The following is a 15,942-nucleotide window of genomic DNA, read 5'->3' as shown; positions in this document are numbered from 1 at the left end:
GATGACCTCTCCTTATTATGTAGCTTTGCCACAATTGCAGCCAGATAAAGAAGCAGCTTTAAAGCTGCTATTAAAAAAGTCCGCTACATTATCTGAGGAAATGGAACGGGAAACCGAGTTAATTGTTACAATTAATAATGTGCCACATGCAGTAGATTTGCAAAAGCTAACAGAAGCATCTACAGGCATATATGAGGTAACAATCCCTGTGTCAACGAATACCTTAAACAAAAGCAAGCTGGCAGCCATTCAATTTGAAGTAACAGGCTTCCAATTGGAGGAGCCATGTGAGACAACGAATGAGCGCTATTGGTTATATATTGATTCAGCAAGCACATTATCAATACCAAGTGAACTAGCAAGTCCTACATTTACATTGATGGACTTCCCACGCGCCTTCTATAAAAATGCATTAATTGTTGTACCAAACAATAAAGAAACGAATTTTGGAGAGATGGTTCAGCTTTATAAGTCGCTAATGATGAATGGACAACCTGCTAAAATAAAATTAATACAGGAGCAGGAAATTAGCGAGGAGAATTTGCAAAGCTATGCAGTCATTTATGTGGGGGCATTAGCAGATTTTTCAACACTTACTGCGCACACAAATAGCATTGTGCATACAGAGGAGGATTTTTCAAATCAGGGACTTCTATATGGGGCTATGTCACAATATGCGTTTATTACACGAAGCTTTTGGCAGGAAAACCAGCCGTTTATGCTGTTACAACTAGCTGAAGCAGCGTCTATAAAGCCACATTTTTTAGAGCAGCTCCGCCAAGTAAATCAACCAATAAATACGGTGATGTTGACAAAGGAAGGGCAGTTAATCGCAGGGAAGCAAGTACAGGTAATGGAAGGGAAAGGAAAAGAAGTAGAAAATCTTTCATGGCAAATAATCATGTTCTTTGCCCTCTTTATGGCGCTCATTGCTGTTATTATATACATTTTGCTAAGAAGAAGAAAAAAGCGCTATCCAATAGAAGAAAATAATGAATAATGAATGGAGTTATACGAAAGAGCATCATCCTTTCGTATAACTCCATTTTTATTTCAATAGTAAATATTACTTTTGAATAATATTAAAGTGGTTGGGTATTTTGGATTACATGTGTTTTATCCTATTTAATAATGATTGAAACTATAGGATTATTTTAGGGGATTTTTGAGAAAAATTGTGATTTTTTAACCTAATTTTAACCTTTGCAAGCTATGCTAAGTTTCAATTCGGTAACAGTGCATCTTTTTATATTGGAATTTACAGGTAAATCATACTTTGAAATATAATTGCATATATCAATTAAGTCTTCATTATATATTTATAAAAGTAAAAATATTACTTATTTTAATTTCAATAATAATGATAGATGTTTAGTTGAAAAGAGATGAAGGGAGATTTTTATGAATAATAAAATGGGCAGTAAATACTCTATATTTGCTGACAAAATACAATCGAAGCAGGCGGTAGTTGGTGTGATTGGTCTCGGTTATGTCGGATTACCTTTAGCAATTGAAGCTGTCAACAATGGGTTTTTTACCATTGGCTTTGATAATAACATCGATAAAATTAATAGTTTGAATCAAAGAAAAAGCTATATTTCAGATATGCTCTCTAACGATATAGCAACAGCATTAGAGAGTGAGCGATTTATAGCAACAAATCAATTTGAGCGATTACAGCAAGCTGATATTATTGTTATTTGTGTACCAACGCCTTTAAATGTCGACGGAAGTCCGAATATTTCGTATATAGAAGACGCTGTTATCCAAATACAACGCTATATGACGAAAGATACATTACTTATTTTAGAGAGCACAACATATCCAGGAACGACAAGGGAAGTTATTTACCCAATGATTGAGCAACATAGTTATACAGTGGGGGAAGATTGCTTTATCGCTTATTCTCCTGAGCGTATTGATCCGGGGAATCAACATTTTAATGTAAAAAATACGCCAAAAGTCGTCGGAGGATTAACTACAAGCTGTACATGGCTAGCGAGGCTATTTTATGAAAATGCATTGCAAACGCAAGTACACTGCGTTTCGACACCGGAAGTAGCCGAAATGGAGAAGCTACTTGAAAACACATTCCGCCAAGTGAATATTGCTTTGATTAATGAGCTAAGCAAAGTATGTCATGCGATGAATATTGATATATGGGAAGTTGTGGATGCGGCTGCTACAAAGCCCTATGGTTTTATGCGTTTCACTCCAGGACCAGGGGTTGGCGGGCATTGCATACCAATCGATCCTAAATACTTACTATGGATAGGGCAACAATATGGTGTGCACACATCACTAATTGATACCGCTGATAAAGTGAATGCATCAATGCCACAATTTATCGTATATCGATTAGCAAACTATTTGAATATGCTACACAAGCAGTTAGCAGGTGCAACGCTAGTCGTTATTGGTGTGGCATATAAGCCGAATGTTGATGATGTACGCGAATCACCTGCACTTGCTATTATTCAATTGCTTAAAAATATGAATTGCAACATTCAAATCGTTGATCCATTTATGACAGATATACCTACCGTTTTATTAACACCTGAGCTTGTTCAGCAGGCAGATGGAGTTTTGATTTTAACAAACCATTCCAATATTGATTATGAAATAATCGATATTCATGCGAATTTTATTTTCGATACTCGTCAAACAAACTACTTATTCCAAAATGAAAATTACTATAAATTGTAAGGGGTGTTATTTATGAAGAAATGGCTACTTTATAGTATAGTGCCTATTTTATTTTTAATAGGTTGTCAGTCAAAAAATGGAGAGGGAGCTGTTCAGGCAGTAGAACCTTCAATTGAAGTGGAGGCATCTGATGGAACACTAAGCGATGTAATTCGAGTATCTAACACCCTAGAACCAAAAATAGGACTTACATTTAACGGCTTAGCAGACGAAGACACAATGATGAAAATATTAGATGAACTAGACAAACATAAAATAAAAGCAACTTTCTTTTTAGAGGGAATGCGTGTGGCACAAGAGCCGGAGCTTGCACAGGAAATTATAGCAAGAGGGCATGAAGTGCAAAATGGTACCTTAACATTTCAGAATATGTCAACGCTAGATTATGAGCAAACATATAAAGAAATCTTTTTAGCGAATGAAATTTTTGATAAGCATTTACACTATACACCACAATATGTGCGCAGCCGCTCAGGCGATGCAACAGAAAACATGCGTTTAGCAGCCGCTACACTAGGGTTAAAGGCGGTTATAGAATACTCGATTAATCCACAGGATAGAAAAATGCAAAGCGCAGAGGACCTTGTAGCATATATTGAGCGTTTTTGGAGTAGTGGTGCTGTCATTCATTTGAACACATATATTAACCCAGCTGTGATTGAGGCGATTCCGTTATTAGCAGAGAAAGCGAATGAAAGAGGCTACACGCTCACGACATTATCAGAAGTGTTAAAGGATCAGTATACATTGCATGAATTAGAGGAAATCGAAGGCTATGATGCCATTCAAATGAACGCGAATTATGAAGATGTAGAGCCATATATTTATTATCGAAAAAATACAACAAAAAAGGAAGTTGCTTTAACCTTTGATGATTGGGCAAGCGAGGAAAGAACAAAGGAAATTCTAGACATATTGCGCAAATACGACATTAAAAGCACATTCTTTTTAATCGGAAGTGGTGTGGAAAAGGATCCGCATTTAGCAAAGCTTATTTTAGATGAGGGGCATGAGGTTGCAAGCCACTCCTACTATCATCGAAATATTACTGAAATGACGCCTGAGGAGCTTCAAGAGGATATTGTAAAAACACATCGTGCACTAACATATGCCTTGCAGCAATCGCCATTATTATATTTTAGGCCAGCGCAAGGTGTGATTGATGAAAAATCCGCAAAGGTAGTCACAGCAACAGGAATGAAGGCTATTGCTTTATATGATATTGCGTCATTTGACTGGAAAACAGACTACACTGTACAAGATATTTATAACCGAATTATGGAGCGAGTAGCACCGGGGAAAATTATTGTGATGCATGTGTTGGATGGTACAGAAACAGTGAACGCATTGCCGTTAGTTATTGAGCAATTACAGCAGCAAGGCTACACATTTGAAAAGCTCTCGACATGGATAGAACAATATGCAGAAGAAGGTGTGGATTGATGACAATAGAAAAGGAAGTGTTAATGACTAAACGACCGGATCGGCGTATTTTATCAAATATTCCCGACCCGGAAAATATGCGTAGCCTGATAGACCGAAGAGGGGCTAGTTATCAGCAAGCTGAGGTAGATGTTGCGGATGTTAATGAATTGTTTCGCTTACAGTCATTAAGCTTACGCTATATTACAAGATTCCCTGTAAAGGTTTCAAAATTAAAATCGGCTATAAAATTTTATTCTGAGGACATTTCTGTTACGGGGATTTTAATTTATTCAGATACAGCAAATGTTTTTGAATGTGATGAAATTTTAACATTAGCATTTAAAATTCCTGGCGGTGCAATGCCTGAGGGCTATGAGGCAAACGTTAAGCTAAAGGGTAAGATTATTCGTACATTTACAAAGGAAGTAGATGGAGAAACACGCTATTATTATGCCTGTGAATTTTTACAGTCGCTGAATCAATATATGCAAAAAAAGCGCTGGGGTCTATCCATTTTTGTTGCAAGCCTCGTATTATTGCTTGCAACATTAACAGTAATGCTGATGCGTGCGGAAAGTGTTATTTATTTCAAATTTAATAAATCCTTATATTTATATAGTTTAATTGCGGCCGCATTTTTAATTAGTCGTTATGTATTTGGCATGTTTTATCGAACTGTTCGCATTAACCCACAGTATGAGCCTGCTGTATCCATTATTATTCCTGTATTTAATGAAGAGAAGTGGATTCAGCGAACAATTTTAAGCTGTATGAATCAATATTATCCAGTTGATAAATTGGAGGTCATTGTTGTTGACGATTGTTCGACAGATGATACGAAGCGAAAAGCGGATGAAATAGCAGAGCTCATTCATCAAGAGGGGGAGCGCTTTAAAACGAAGGAGCGTTTAATCGTGCATCAATTGCCTCAAAATGGTGGCAAGCGTGAGGCATTAATAGCAGGTGTGCATATGGCAAAGCACGATTTAGTCGTGTTCGTTGATTCTGATAGTTTTTTAGAGCCAAACGCGATTCGCAACTTAGTGCAGCCTTTTCAAGATGAAAAAATGGGTGGCGTAGCAGGGCGCACTGAGGTAGAAAACAAATTTACAAATGCCTTAACGAAGCTCCAAACGGTTCGATATTATATTGCATTTCGCATTATGAAGGCAGCAGAGTCGTGGTTTGATGCAGTGACATGCTTATCTGGTCCGCTTTCCTGCTATCGCAAAGACCTTGTTTTACAAAATGAAGAAGCATGGCTCAATCAAAAATTTCTCGGTCAGCCAGCAACATTTGGTGATGATCGTAGCATGACGAACTATATTTTAAAAACGCATCGTACGACATATCAGGATAATGCTGTATGCTCAACGATTGTACCATCTGATACGAAGTCGTTTTTATCACAGCAGATGCGCTGGAAACGTTCATGGCTAAGAGAATCATTGCGCGCTTTTACATTTATGTGGAAAAAGGAGCCGTTTATGTTCCTCTTCTTCATTATTGGCTTAATCGTGCCAATTGCTGCACCTGTTGTGGTTGTATATAACTTAATATGGGTGCCGATTACGCAAAGTATTTTTCCTCGAACATTTTTGTTAGGGCTATTATTAATGGCAATGCTAATGAGCTTAGCACATCTTTATTTTAGAAGAAGTAAGCTATGGTCATTTGGCTTTATTTTTGTGCTATTTTATGAGTTTGTTTTACTATGGCAAATGCCTGTTGCTTGGGTCACATTTTGGAAATCGACATGGGGCACGAGAGAAACGCCACAGGATGTATTAGAGCGAGAAAAGAAATTGGAAAGAAAAGCTCGTCGCAAGAAAAAATGGGCTTTTAGAAATGCAGGTGAGAAAAATGAGTAAAAAGGGTGTTGCATTAAATCAAAAATCGAAAGAGCGCAAGAAGGTTATTCGAACGATTATTCAAGCGGTAATTGTTGCTTTTCTAGCTTTTATTTTAATACGTGCTGTCTTTTTACTTAACAAATATGAAGATACAGCTTTTGCTACATCAAATGGAGATGGCTTTATCGCTCTGTCTTATTTCGGTGTGAGCCGAGGAGAGTCAACGAAATATGTAGCAAAGGCTGAATTGGAAAAGCAATTAACATTGTTGGCGAAGCAGGGCTATACAACGATTTCTCAGCAGGATATTATTGATTTTTATGAGCAAGGCAAGCCCTTACCTGAAAAGGCCTTGTATTTATCGTTTGAGGATGGGCGTACAGATTCAAGTATTTTTGCACAAAAAATATTGGAAAAGCTCAACTATCGCGCAACGATGTACACATATGCAAATAAAATGGATACGAAAGATACAAAATTTTTAAAGCCTAATCATTTGAAGCTCATGCAAAACAGCGGCTATTGGGAGCTCGGCTCAAACGGCTATCGCCTAACATACATTAATGTTTTTAATGATGAAGGGAAGTCATTAGGCATGATAGATGAAAACGATGTGCCCGACAAAATGACAATTGAGTACTATAACCATTATTTAATGGATTTTATTCGTGATGAGTATATGATTCCGACAGAAACACGAGCGGAGCTAGAACAGCGTATTGCAGAGGATTATGGGCTAATGCGTGATATTTATACAGAGACGCTTGGAGAAGTACCACAAGCATATGCGATTATGCATGCAAATGCGCTGTATAATAATATGGATTCACTCGTTGAAAAGGCGAATGATCAACATATTAAAGAGCTATACAAAATGCATTTTAATTTAGAGCTAGATGCTTATAACGAGGCGGATGCTGATATTTATAATTTGAGTCGATTGCAGGTTTCCCCCTATTGGCCAACCAACCATTTAATGATGAAAATTCAACAATCGAGCAAGCAAAATGTAGAGTTTGCTATCGGTGACGAGAAGCTTGCAAAGCAGTGGATTTTAGCAAATGGCGCAGCAGAATTTTTAGATAATCAACTTATTTTAACGTCAGAGCCCTCTGCACAAGCGACATTATTTTTAAAGCAAGAGCTACCTACTACTTATCAGCTAGAGTTCGATTTTTATGGCAATGTTGTTGGTGAGCAATCGCTTTATGTGAAGGCGGACGATGAGAGCTATATGCGTATTATGCTGAAGGACAACGAGATGGTTGTATTAGAAAAGCAGCCGAATCAAACAGAGGCTGAGGTGCAACGTTATCCGCTGAAGAAAATAGAGTGGAACGGTGAGGATTATGCCTTTAATAAGGCGACAGTATATTCTTATTATGATACACAAAAAGGCTCTCGTATTGATGAGGAGGAATATCCTCGCAATTTAAAAAACCGCCGCCATTTTGAGCTACAGGTAGGGCAAGGGGAGCTGCAATTAGTAGTCGATAATGAGCCTATAGCAACAATTGCAATGAATGAGGCGATTCAAAGTACACAAATTGGCTTCGGTGCAGCTTATTCTAAAAAGGATACATCGCATGAGCAATATGCAGATGATATATACGATACAGTGGTGGAGGACATTGAAATAACAGATAAAGCAGGAAAAGTTCTTTTCTCAAATCAATATACTAAAATGGCAAAGGCTGAGCATAATGTTTCCACATGGTTTAATGGTGTCGTAGATTTCTTCATTGAAACGTTTTAATAGTGTTAGCTATGTGCATCGTTCATTTTGAATGGAGTAACTAAAGAAATCGGGGAAGTCGCAAATAAAACGAGAAACTCGCCAATAAACTGGGGAAGTCGCAAATAAAACGAGAAACTCGCCAATAAACTGGGGAAGTCGCAAATAAAACGAGAAAGTCGCCAATAAACTGGGGAAGTCGCAAATAAAACGAGAAAGTCGCCAATAAACCGGGGAAGTCGCAAATAAAACGAGAAAGTCGCCAATAAACTGGGGAAGTCGCAAATAAAACGAGAAAGTCGCCAATAAACCGGGGAAGTCGCAAATAAATTGAGAAACTCGCCAATAAACCGGGGAAGTCGCAAATAAATTGAGAAACTCGCCAATAAACCGGGGAAGTCGCAAATAAATTGAGAAACTCGCCAATAAACCGGAGAAAGCGCAAATAAAACGAGAAAGTCGCAAATAAATCTGAGAAAGCGCAAATAAAACGAGAAACCCGCAAATAAATCAAAACCTCCACAGCACAAAATTTTAAACCTCTCTAGGACGCATTTATTGTTGCTATGACATAAATAATAGTTCTTGTAGATGAAGGCTGTTTGAAAAGCTATTCCTTTCAAACAGTCTTTAATTTTAAAAAATATGAAGTGCGGCAATGCGTTGCATCGCTTCACGTAAGCGCTCCTCCTCAACTAAAAGCCCAACACGCACATAGCCTTCCCCGAATTCCCCAAAGCCTCGACCATTGGCAACAGCAACATCCGCCTCATTTAATAGCAAATCGGTAAATTGCTCACTTGTATAGCCTTCAGGCACAGGAAGCCATGCAAAAAATGAACCCGCAGGTGCCTTCACTTGCCAGCCGATTTTTGCTGCCTCCTCAATTAATACATTGCGCCTGCTTTCATAAGCTGCTCGCAACTCTCCAACAACGGTTTGCTCCATATTGAGCGCATGTGCTGCTGCATGTTGAACTGCTGGGAAGAGGCTACAAAATAAATGATCCTGTAGCAATTCAATCGCCTCAATTATTTTGGCATTACCTACCGCAAAGCCAACACGCCAGCCTGCCATATTAAATGTTTTTGATAATGTATAAAATTCAATACCAACCTCTTTAGCTCCCTCTATTTGTAAAAAGCTAATTGGCTTTTTGCCATCAAAACCAATAGCACCATAGGCGAAGTCATGTGCAACAGCAATTTGATGCTTTTTAGCAAAGGCAACCGTTTCCTGAAAGAAGTCATAAGTTGCCATCGCCCCTGTTGGATTGTTAGGATAGTTAAGGTAGAGAAGCTTTGCTCGTGCTTTAATGTCATCGCTTAATAAATCATAATTAGGCAAAAAATGATTCTCTGCTTGTAGCGGCATTGTGGCAAATTGCACATCCGCAAGCGCTACACCTGATAAGTAATCTGGATAGCCTGGATCAGGTAGCAGCATTAAATCACCAGGATTCATGATGGCAAGTGGTAGCTCAACAAGCCCAATTTTTGTACCACCAACAATTGCGACCTCTGTTTGTGGGTCGATAGATACACCATATTCACGCATGTAAAACGCTGCTGCTGCCTCACGTAGCTCCGCAATGCCACGAAAGGGTGGATATTTATGCGTCACTGGGTTTTCAGCAGCTTGCTGCAATGCCTCAATAATATGTATAGGTGTTGGCTGATCAGGATTACCTTGTCCTAAATTAATGATATCGCGCCCTTCAGCGATAGCCGCGTTAACCTTTTGCACAAGCGAAGCAAAAAATTGAGGCGGTAACTGCTGTAGTTTTTTTGAAAATTCCATGCAATCCCCTCGTTTTCTGAATATAATAAAAATATGGTAAAGCTTTTTTGAAAAAATGTCTATATAGGAAGTGAAGCTATGAAAATCGGATGTATTCAATTAAATGTCGGCTTTGGCAAAGTAGATGAAAACTTTGAACGAGCGGAACAATTTATTCGTCAGGCTGCACAAGGTGGCGCTGAAATTATCGTCTTACCTGAAATGTGGAATACGGGCTATGCACTTGAAAAGTTGCCAGAGCTAGCAGATGAAAACGGCGAGCGTACGCAAGCGTTTTTAAGTAAATTAGCGAAGGAGCTAGCTGTCCATATTGTTGGAGGTTCAGTCGCTATCCGTGTTGGCGAAAAATTTTTTAATACGATGTATACATTGAATAAGGAGGGCGAGCTTGTTGGCGAATATAGCAAAGCGCATTTATTCCGTCTAATGGACGAGCATTTATATTTGCAGGCAGGGGATAAAATGAACCGCTTTGCTTTAGGAGATGTTGAGGCAGGGGGTGTCATTTGCTACGATATTCGTTTCCCAGAATGGCTACGCTCCCATGCGTTGCAAGGCGCAAAAGTGCTATTTGTGCCAGCGCAGTGGCCTACGCCGCGTATTGACCATTGGAAAACGTTGCTGCAAGCACGAGCAATTGAGAACCAATGCTTTGTTATTGCGGTCAACCGAATTTCGCGTAAAGTAGAAAACTTCAATGGACAATCAATGATTATCCAGCCTTGGGGCGAGGTGCTGTGGACAGGTGCAGCTGATGAGGAGCTTGCCATTATCGATGTTGATTTCGCCATTGTAGATGAAGTACGCACACGTATACCAGTTTACGATGACCGCCGACCAAATTTATATGAAGAAGTAGTGAAAAACTAGCCAGAAGTCAATTTCTGGCTAGTTTTTTGTTTTTGTATGTAGAAAGTACTCATAACTTTTAAGTTATCTATTTAATAGTATTTTCAACGATAAATAAAATTAATGATTGTGTTTTTGAAAAGAACATTTTATAATTAATTTCAGCAAAAGGACAAAATAAACGCTGTATATCAGTGTTTTGTTGTATTTTTACAGTGTACAAATGTATAACGCCACAGGAGGGTACGGGAATGAAAAAAATTATTGTCACAGGTGCACTTGGTCAAATTGGTTCAGAGTTAGTGGGGAAATTACGTACAATTTATGGAACAGATGCCGTTTTAGCGACGGATATTCGCGCAGCGCAGCAGGATGGTCCATTTGAAATATTAGATGTAACAGATGGTAAGCGCATGCATGAGCTTGCCAAGGAGTTTGGTGCGGACACAATGATTCATATGGCAGCATTGTTATCAGCAACAGCAGAGAAGAACCCTCTGTTTGCTTGGAACTTAAACATGGGTGGCTTAATGAATGCATTGGAAGTATCACGTGAGCTGAATTTGCAATTTTTCACGCCAAGCTCGATCGGTGCGTTTGGTCCATCGACACCAAAAGATAATACGCCGCAGGATACATTACAGCGCCCAACAACGATGTATGGTGTCAACAAAGTAGCGGGTGAATTGCTATGTGATTACTATTTCACAAGATTCGGCTTAGATACACGCGGTGTTCGTTTCCCAGGCTTAATTTCTTATGCGACACCACCAGGTGGGGGCACAACAGATTATGCGGTTGATATTTACTATAAGGCGATTGAAGAAGGGAAATATACATCTTATATTGCAGAAGGCACGTACATGGATATGATGTATATGCCAGATGCATTGCAAGCAATTGTTGATTTAATGGAGGCAGACGGTTCTAAATTAGTGCACCGTAATGCATTCAATATTTCAGCAATGAGCTTTGAACCTTCACAAATTGCTGCAGAAATCAAGAAGCATATTCCAAGCTTTGCGATGGAGTATGATGTAGACCCTGTACGTCAAGCGATTGCAGATAGCTGGCCAAATGCGATTGATTCCTCTGCGGCAAAGGCGGAATGGGGCTTCAATGCAAAGTATGATCTTGCATCAATGACGGTGGATATGTTAGATAAATTGAAAAAGTAAATGAGAAAAAGCTCTGAAGAAAATTTCAGAGCTTTTTCTACATGCTAGTTACTTTTTCGAAGCCTCAACTAACGCTTCAATTGTTGTCCAATCATTATTTGTAAGAGCATCAACAATCTTACTGCCAACAATGACGCCATCGCTAAAGCTGGCGAATTTTTTGACGTGCTCAGGTGTAGAAATGCCGAAGCCGGCTAATACAGGGATAGTGCTTGCCGCTTTCAATTTAGCAAAATGGGCTTCTAGCTCATTTGCAAAATTGCTGCGTGCGCCTGTAATGCCGTTAACTGTGACCGCATAAATAAAGCCTTCACTCGCCGCAGCTAATTTTTCAATACGTTCCGCAGGGCTTGTTAAAGAAATGAGCTGAATTAACGCAATTTCCTCTTGCTGTAGTGCACTATAAATAATGTCACGCTCCTCCAACGGCATATCCGGAATAATGACACCATAAATACCTGCTTGCTTTGCATCACGAGCGAATGTTGCTGCCCCGTACGCTAAAATAGGATTTAAATAGGTCATCGCAACAAGTGGCACAGTAATTTCCTCAGCAAAGCTCGCTAGTGTAGCTAAGACTGATTTTAATGTAGTGCCATTTTGCAATGCACGCTGTCCTGCAAGCTCAATCGTCGATCCATCCGCTACAGGGTCTGTAAAAGGGATGCCTACTTCAATGGCTGTTACACCGATTTCCTGTAAGCGCAAAATGGTCGTTTTTAAAGCTTCTAAGCCGCCATCTCCAGCCATAATATATGGGACGAACGCACGGTCACCATGTGCTAAAACTTGCTCAATCGCTTGTTGAATCATGCCTCTGTCCCTCCAATTGTATCAATTAATGTATGCACATCTTTATCGCCACGACCTGATAAACAAACGACAATGATTTCATCTGCCGTCTTCGATTTCGCAAGCTGTGCTGCGTAGTAAATAGCATGGGCACTTTCTAAAGCGGGTAAAATGCCCTCTGTTTCAGCAAGCAACTTGACGCCTTCTAAAGCCTCCACATCTGTTACACTTTCATAAAGTGCGCGACCAATATCGCTCAAATAACAATGCTCAGGTCCGACGCCTGGATAATCAAGCCCAGCTGAAATGGAGTGTGCCTCCTGTACAAAGCCGTTTTCATCCTGCAATAAGTACATATATGCGCCATGTAGCACGCCTTTTTGTGCGCCGTAAATCGCTGCCGCATGCTTGCCTGTTGCAAGACCTGCACCAGCAGCCTCAACCCCAATTAATTGCACATTTTCATCCTCGATAAATGGATAAAACATGCCGATTGCATTACTGCCACCACCAATACAAGCGATAACGCTGTCTGGTAAGCGCCCTTCCTGTGCCACAATTTGTGCACGTGTTTCATCACCGATGACACGTTGGAAATCGCGTACAATGGTAGGGAAGGGGTGTGGTCCAAGCGCTGAGCCTAAAATATAATGTGTATCCTCCACATGTGTTACCCAATGACGTAAAGCTTCATTTACCGCATCCTTTAATGTAGCAGAGCCTTTTTCAACTGCAATAACTTTTGCGCCAAGTAATTCCATACGGAAGACGTTCAATGCTTGACGCTTCACATCCTCTGCCCCCATATAAACAATGCATTCTAAATCGAGCAATGCGCAGGCTGTCGCTGTTGCGACACCGTGCTGTCCTGCCCCAGTTTCAGCTACGATTTTCTTTTTACCCATACGCTTTGCTAGCAATGCTTGCCCAATGGCGTTATTAATTTTATGTGCCCCTGTATGATTTAAATCTTCACGCTTTAAATAAATTTTTGCACCACCACATTTAGCTGTTAGGCGCTCTGCGAAATAAAGAGGTGTTTCACGCCCTACATATTGCTGCAAATAATATTGAAATTGCGCTGAAAATTCAGAGTCATTTGTTGCTTCCTCATAAGCTTGCTCCAGCTCCAAAAGTGGAGTCATCAATGTTTCAGGCACAAATTGTCCACCGTATTCACCGAAACGTCCTTTTACAGTTGTCATTGTTTAGCTCCTTTCGCATTGCGAATAAATGCTTGAATTAATGTGGAATCTTTTATACCATCTCGTTCTACACCGCTTGATACATCGACTGCTGCGGGATGAACAAATTGAACGGCCTCTGCAACATTAGCTACCGTTAAACCACCTGCAACAATTACCTTTGAGCTTGGAATATTTGCTTCCTCTACCAAAGACCAATCGAATGTATGCCCGCTACCACCACGGAAATCTGTGCCTGGTGCATCGAATAAGTAATAATCTACATTAAAAGCTGCTGCCTTTTTTACATCCTCTGCATCACGTACCGAAAATGCCTTTAATGCAGGTAAGCCAACTTGCTGAATAAAGTCATTCGTTTCATCGCCATGATATTGAATGTAATCAAGTGGAACTGTCTTAGCAATAGCACGAATTGTTTCTACATCTTCATTAACGAATACACCAACCTTTTTCACGTTAGCAGGGATCAATTTAGCAAGTTCAATTGCCTCCTCCACTGAAATGCGGCGTTTGCTTGGTGCGAAAACAAAGCCGATGAAATCTGCGCCTGCTTGCACTGCTGCTTCAACATGCTCAGATGTTTTTAAGCCACAAACTTTGACCTTTGTTAATGGAATTTGCAATGCTTGTAAATCTGCTACTACATCGTCGCTACGCATAAGGGACTCGCCAACGAGCACAGCACGTGCACCAGCCTTTGCTACTACCTCTACATCCTCAGGTCCCCAAATACCACTTTCACTAATAAAGACGATGTCGTTATTTGTTAAATGCTGCGCTACCTCTGCTGTTTGCGCTAAGTCTACCTCAAATGTTTTTAAATTGCGGTTATTAACACCGACAATTTTCGGGTTGATTTTTAATGCGCGTGCTAGTTCTTCAACATCATGTACCTCTACTAAAACATCAAGCCCTAAAGACGTTGCATAAGCATATAACGAAGCGAGCTCCTCATCCGTTAAAGCCGCTACAATAAGCAAAATAACTGATGCCCCAGCAGCCTTTGCATAATCGATTTGCACTGGATCAATGATAAAATCCTTGCACAATAAAGGAATATCAACAGCTCGTGCCACAGCATTTAAATCAGCGAAAGAGCCTTTGAAAAATTTACTTTCTGTCAAAACAGAAATACAAGCAGCACCTGCAGCTGCATAAGTCTTTGCTTGCTCAACGGGCTCAACATGTGTCGCAATATCGCCCTTTGAGGGGGAGGCACGTTTCATTTCAGCAATAACCTGTACAGTCGTTGTTTGACGCAGCTGTTCATAAAGAGAAGGGCGCTTTGCCGTTGCGATAAAATTAGGCTCTGTTGCACGTAAGCTATCTAATTCTGTTTTTTTATGGTCAATAATTTTCGTTAAAATGGTCATTGGACACCCTCCTTGTGCTGTGAATAGGCAACGACAGCCTGTAGCTTTTCTAAAGCACGACCTGAAAAAATGCTATCCCTAGCCATTTCAATACCTTCTTTAATTGATAGTGCGGATCCATATGCAAAGAAGCCGATGCCGGCATTAAGTAACACAGTATCTAAGTAAGCACTTTGCTGACCATTTAATAAATCGAGCAAAATTTTTGCATTTTCCCGTGCATCTCCACCTCGAATTGCAGATAAAGGCATAGTACGTAAACCAACATCTTCAGCGCGTAATTTAAATGGGATAATATCACCTCGGTCAAGCAATGCAAGCGTGTTTTCTCCCTCTAGTGAAGCTTCGTCCATTCCCTGTGTGCCCGAAACAACAATTGCTCGCTCTCGACCTAGCATATGCAAAACCTGTGCATAATCTGTCGTAAAATGCGGACGATTAATGCCGACAAATTGCGTCTTTAAAGGGACAGGGTTCGTCAAAGGCCCAACTAAATTAAAAATCGTTGGTTTGCCAATAGAACGACGGATTTCACTGATACGCTTTAATTTCGGATGCATATTAGGTGCATGTAAAAAAGCGATGCCATGCTGCTCAAGTAATTCGGAAGTTTCCTCAACAGAAGGGAGCAAACGAATTTGCAATGCCTCTAAAACGTCAGAACTGCCAGCAGCGCTCGATATTTTGCGATTGCCATGCTTGGCAACAAGCAAGCCCCCACCAGCGAGGACAAAAGCGGTCGTTGTGCTAATATTAAAGCTTTGTAGACCATCACCGCCTGTACCACAGTTATCCATATAAATTCCTTCTGGTACATCAATTTTCAGTGCATTATCACGCATAATGATTGCAAGACCTGCTACCTCTTCCGCCGTTTCCCCTTTCTTGCTTAAGCCAATTAAAAAGTCAGCGATATCTTGAGCAGGAGTTGTCTCATTGAAAATAAGCGCTGCTGCCGCCTTCATTTCTTCAAGTGGTAAGCTTTCATGATGATTAATTTGCGCCGTGTATTGTTGTAATGACATA

Annotated in this window: 13 protein-coding genes; 7 read left to right on the top strand and 6 right to left on the bottom strand. The window is 40.1% G+C overall.

Annotated elements, in window-relative coordinates; all coding sequences use genetic code 11:
* Position 1 precedes the first annotated feature (1 nt).
* The 5 genes from R6U77_RS02670 (at position 2) to R6U77_RS02650 (ending at position 7,740) form a co-directional block, all read left to right on the top strand.
* Positions 2–1,000 (top strand): cellulose biosynthesis cyclic di-GMP-binding regulatory protein BcsB, encoded by a 999-nt coding sequence (locus tag R6U77_RS02670; RefSeq protein WP_319837325.1) that lies wholly within the window; start codon positions 2–4, stop codon positions 998–1,000.
* Positions 1,001–1,401: 401 nt separating this feature from the next.
* Positions 1,402–2,706: a nucleotide sugar dehydrogenase gene (locus R6U77_RS02665; RefSeq protein ID WP_319837324.1), complete on the top strand. Its 1,305-nt coding sequence runs from the start codon at positions 1,402–1,404 to the stop codon at positions 2,704–2,706.
* 12 nt (positions 2,707–2,718) lie between these two features.
* On the top strand, positions 2,719–4,149 hold the full coding sequence (locus R6U77_RS02660) for a polysaccharide deacetylase family protein (RefSeq protein WP_319837323.1): 1,431 nt from the start codon (positions 2,719–2,721) through the stop codon (positions 4,147–4,149).
* Entirely contained in the window at positions 4,149–6,002 is a 1,854-nt protein-coding gene (locus R6U77_RS02655; protein ID WP_319837322.1) for a glycosyltransferase, read from the top strand. The genes R6U77_RS02660 and R6U77_RS02655 overlap by 1 nt, the downstream gene beginning before the upstream one ends.
* Positions 5,995–7,740, top strand: a complete 1,746-nt coding sequence (locus R6U77_RS02650) for a polysaccharide deacetylase family protein (RefSeq protein ID WP_319837321.1) — start codon at positions 5,995–5,997, stop codon at positions 7,738–7,740. Before R6U77_RS02655 ends, R6U77_RS02650 begins: the two co-directional genes overlap by 8 nt.
* A gap of 5 nt (positions 7,741–7,745) precedes the next feature.
* On the opposite strand, the gene R6U77_RS02645 is transcribed toward R6U77_RS02650, so the two are convergent.
* Both R6U77_RS02645 and R6U77_RS02640 read right to left on the bottom strand, forming a co-directional pair.
* Positions 7,746–8,396 (bottom strand): hypothetical protein, encoded by a 651-nt coding sequence (locus R6U77_RS02645; protein ID WP_319837320.1) that lies wholly within the window; start codon positions 8,394–8,396, stop codon positions 7,746–7,748.
* Positions 8,356–9,519: a pyridoxal phosphate-dependent aminotransferase gene (locus R6U77_RS02640; protein WP_319837319.1), complete on the bottom strand. Its 1,164-nt coding sequence runs from the start codon at positions 9,517–9,519 to the stop codon at positions 8,356–8,358. Before R6U77_RS02640 ends, R6U77_RS02645 begins: the two co-directional genes overlap by 41 nt.
* Positions 9,520–9,597: 78 nt before the next feature.
* Here R6U77_RS02640 and R6U77_RS02635 point away from each other — a divergent pair, with 78 nt between their 5' ends.
* Together R6U77_RS02635 and R6U77_RS02630 are read left to right on the top strand one after the other, a co-directional pair.
* Positions 9,598–10,389: a carbon-nitrogen family hydrolase gene (locus R6U77_RS02635; RefSeq protein ID WP_319837318.1), complete on the top strand. Its 792-nt coding sequence runs from the start codon at positions 9,598–9,600 to the stop codon at positions 10,387–10,389.
* A gap of 230 nt (positions 10,390–10,619) precedes the next feature.
* The gene (locus R6U77_RS02630) at positions 10,620–11,546 is read left to right on the top strand and encodes an L-threonine 3-dehydrogenase (RefSeq protein WP_319837317.1); all 927 of its coding nucleotides are present in this window, start codon (positions 10,620–10,622) and stop codon (positions 11,544–11,546) included.
* 48 nt (positions 11,547–11,594) lie between these two features.
* Here the strand turns inward: R6U77_RS02630 and trpA are convergent, their stop codons facing one another.
* Genes trpA through trpD form a run of 4 tightly spaced genes read right to left on the bottom strand, consistent with a single transcriptional unit; the run spans position 11,595 to position 15,941 of the window.
* Complete coding sequence (gene trpA, locus R6U77_RS02625) at positions 11,595–12,359, bottom strand: tryptophan synthase subunit alpha (protein WP_319837316.1); 765 nt, start codon at positions 12,357–12,359, stop codon at positions 11,595–11,597.
* Positions 12,356–13,543 carry a tryptophan synthase subunit beta gene (trpB, locus tag R6U77_RS02620; protein WP_319837315.1) on the bottom strand — a complete coding sequence of 396 codons (1,188 nt, stop codon included), beginning with the start codon at positions 13,541–13,543 and terminating at the stop codon, positions 12,356–12,358. Before trpB ends, trpA begins: the two co-directional genes overlap by 4 nt.
* Entirely contained in the window at positions 13,540–14,916 is a 1,377-nt protein-coding gene (gene trpCF / locus R6U77_RS02615; protein ID WP_319837314.1) for a bifunctional indole-3-glycerol-phosphate synthase TrpC/phosphoribosylanthranilate isomerase TrpF, read from the bottom strand. Before trpCF ends, trpB begins: the two co-directional genes overlap by 4 nt.
* Positions 14,913–15,941, bottom strand: a complete 1,029-nt coding sequence (gene trpD, locus R6U77_RS02610; RefSeq protein ID WP_319837313.1) for an anthranilate phosphoribosyltransferase — start codon at positions 15,939–15,941, stop codon at positions 14,913–14,915. The genes trpCF and trpD overlap by 4 nt, the downstream gene beginning before the upstream one ends.
* Between the last annotated feature and the right edge of the window lies 1 nt (position 15,942).

This window comes from Lysinibacillus louembei, assembly GCF_033880585.1.
In the GTDB taxonomy this organism is placed as follows: Bacteria; Bacillota; Bacilli; order Bacillales_A; family Planococcaceae; genus Metasolibacillus; species Metasolibacillus louembei.
Note: the sequence above shows the minus strand (reverse complement) of the source record. Positions and strands in the feature narration are given on the sequence as shown.

Coding starts and splice junctions, on each gene's coding strand:
- R6U77_RS02650 (WP_319837321.1), top strand. CDS start 5,995: ATGAGTAAAAAGGGTGTTGCATTAAATCAAAAATCGAAAGAGCGCAAG.
- R6U77_RS02660 (WP_319837323.1), top strand. CDS start 2,719: ATGAAGAAATGGCTACTTTATAGTATAGTGCCTATTTTATTTTTAATA.
- trpCF (WP_319837314.1), bottom strand. CDS start 14,916: ATGACCATTTTAACGAAAATTATTGACCATAAAAAAACAGAATTAGAT.
- trpB (WP_319837315.1), bottom strand. CDS start 13,543: ATGACAACTGTAAAAGGACGTTTCGGTGAATACGGTGGACAATTTGTG.
- R6U77_RS02670 (WP_319837325.1), top strand. CDS start 2: ATGACCTCTCCTTATTATGTAGCTTTGCCACAATTGCAGCCAGATAAA.
- R6U77_RS02630 (WP_319837317.1), top strand. CDS start 10,620: ATGAAAAAAATTATTGTCACAGGTGCACTTGGTCAAATTGGTTCAGAG.
- R6U77_RS02655 (WP_319837322.1), top strand. CDS start 4,149: ATGACAATAGAAAAGGAAGTGTTAATGACTAAACGACCGGATCGGCGT.
- trpA (WP_319837316.1), bottom strand. CDS start 12,359: ATGATTCAACAAGCGATTGAGCAAGTTTTAGCACATGGTGACCGTGCG.
- R6U77_RS02635 (WP_319837318.1), top strand. CDS start 9,598: ATGAAAATCGGATGTATTCAATTAAATGTCGGCTTTGGCAAAGTAGAT.
- R6U77_RS02665 (WP_319837324.1), top strand. CDS start 1,402: ATGAATAATAAAATGGGCAGTAAATACTCTATATTTGCTGACAAAATA.
- trpD (WP_319837313.1), bottom strand. CDS start 15,941: ATGTCATTACAACAATACACGGCGCAAATTAATCATCATGAAAGCTTA.
- R6U77_RS02640 (WP_319837319.1), bottom strand. CDS start 9,519: ATGGAATTTTCAAAAAAACTACAGCAGTTACCGCCTCAATTTTTTGCT.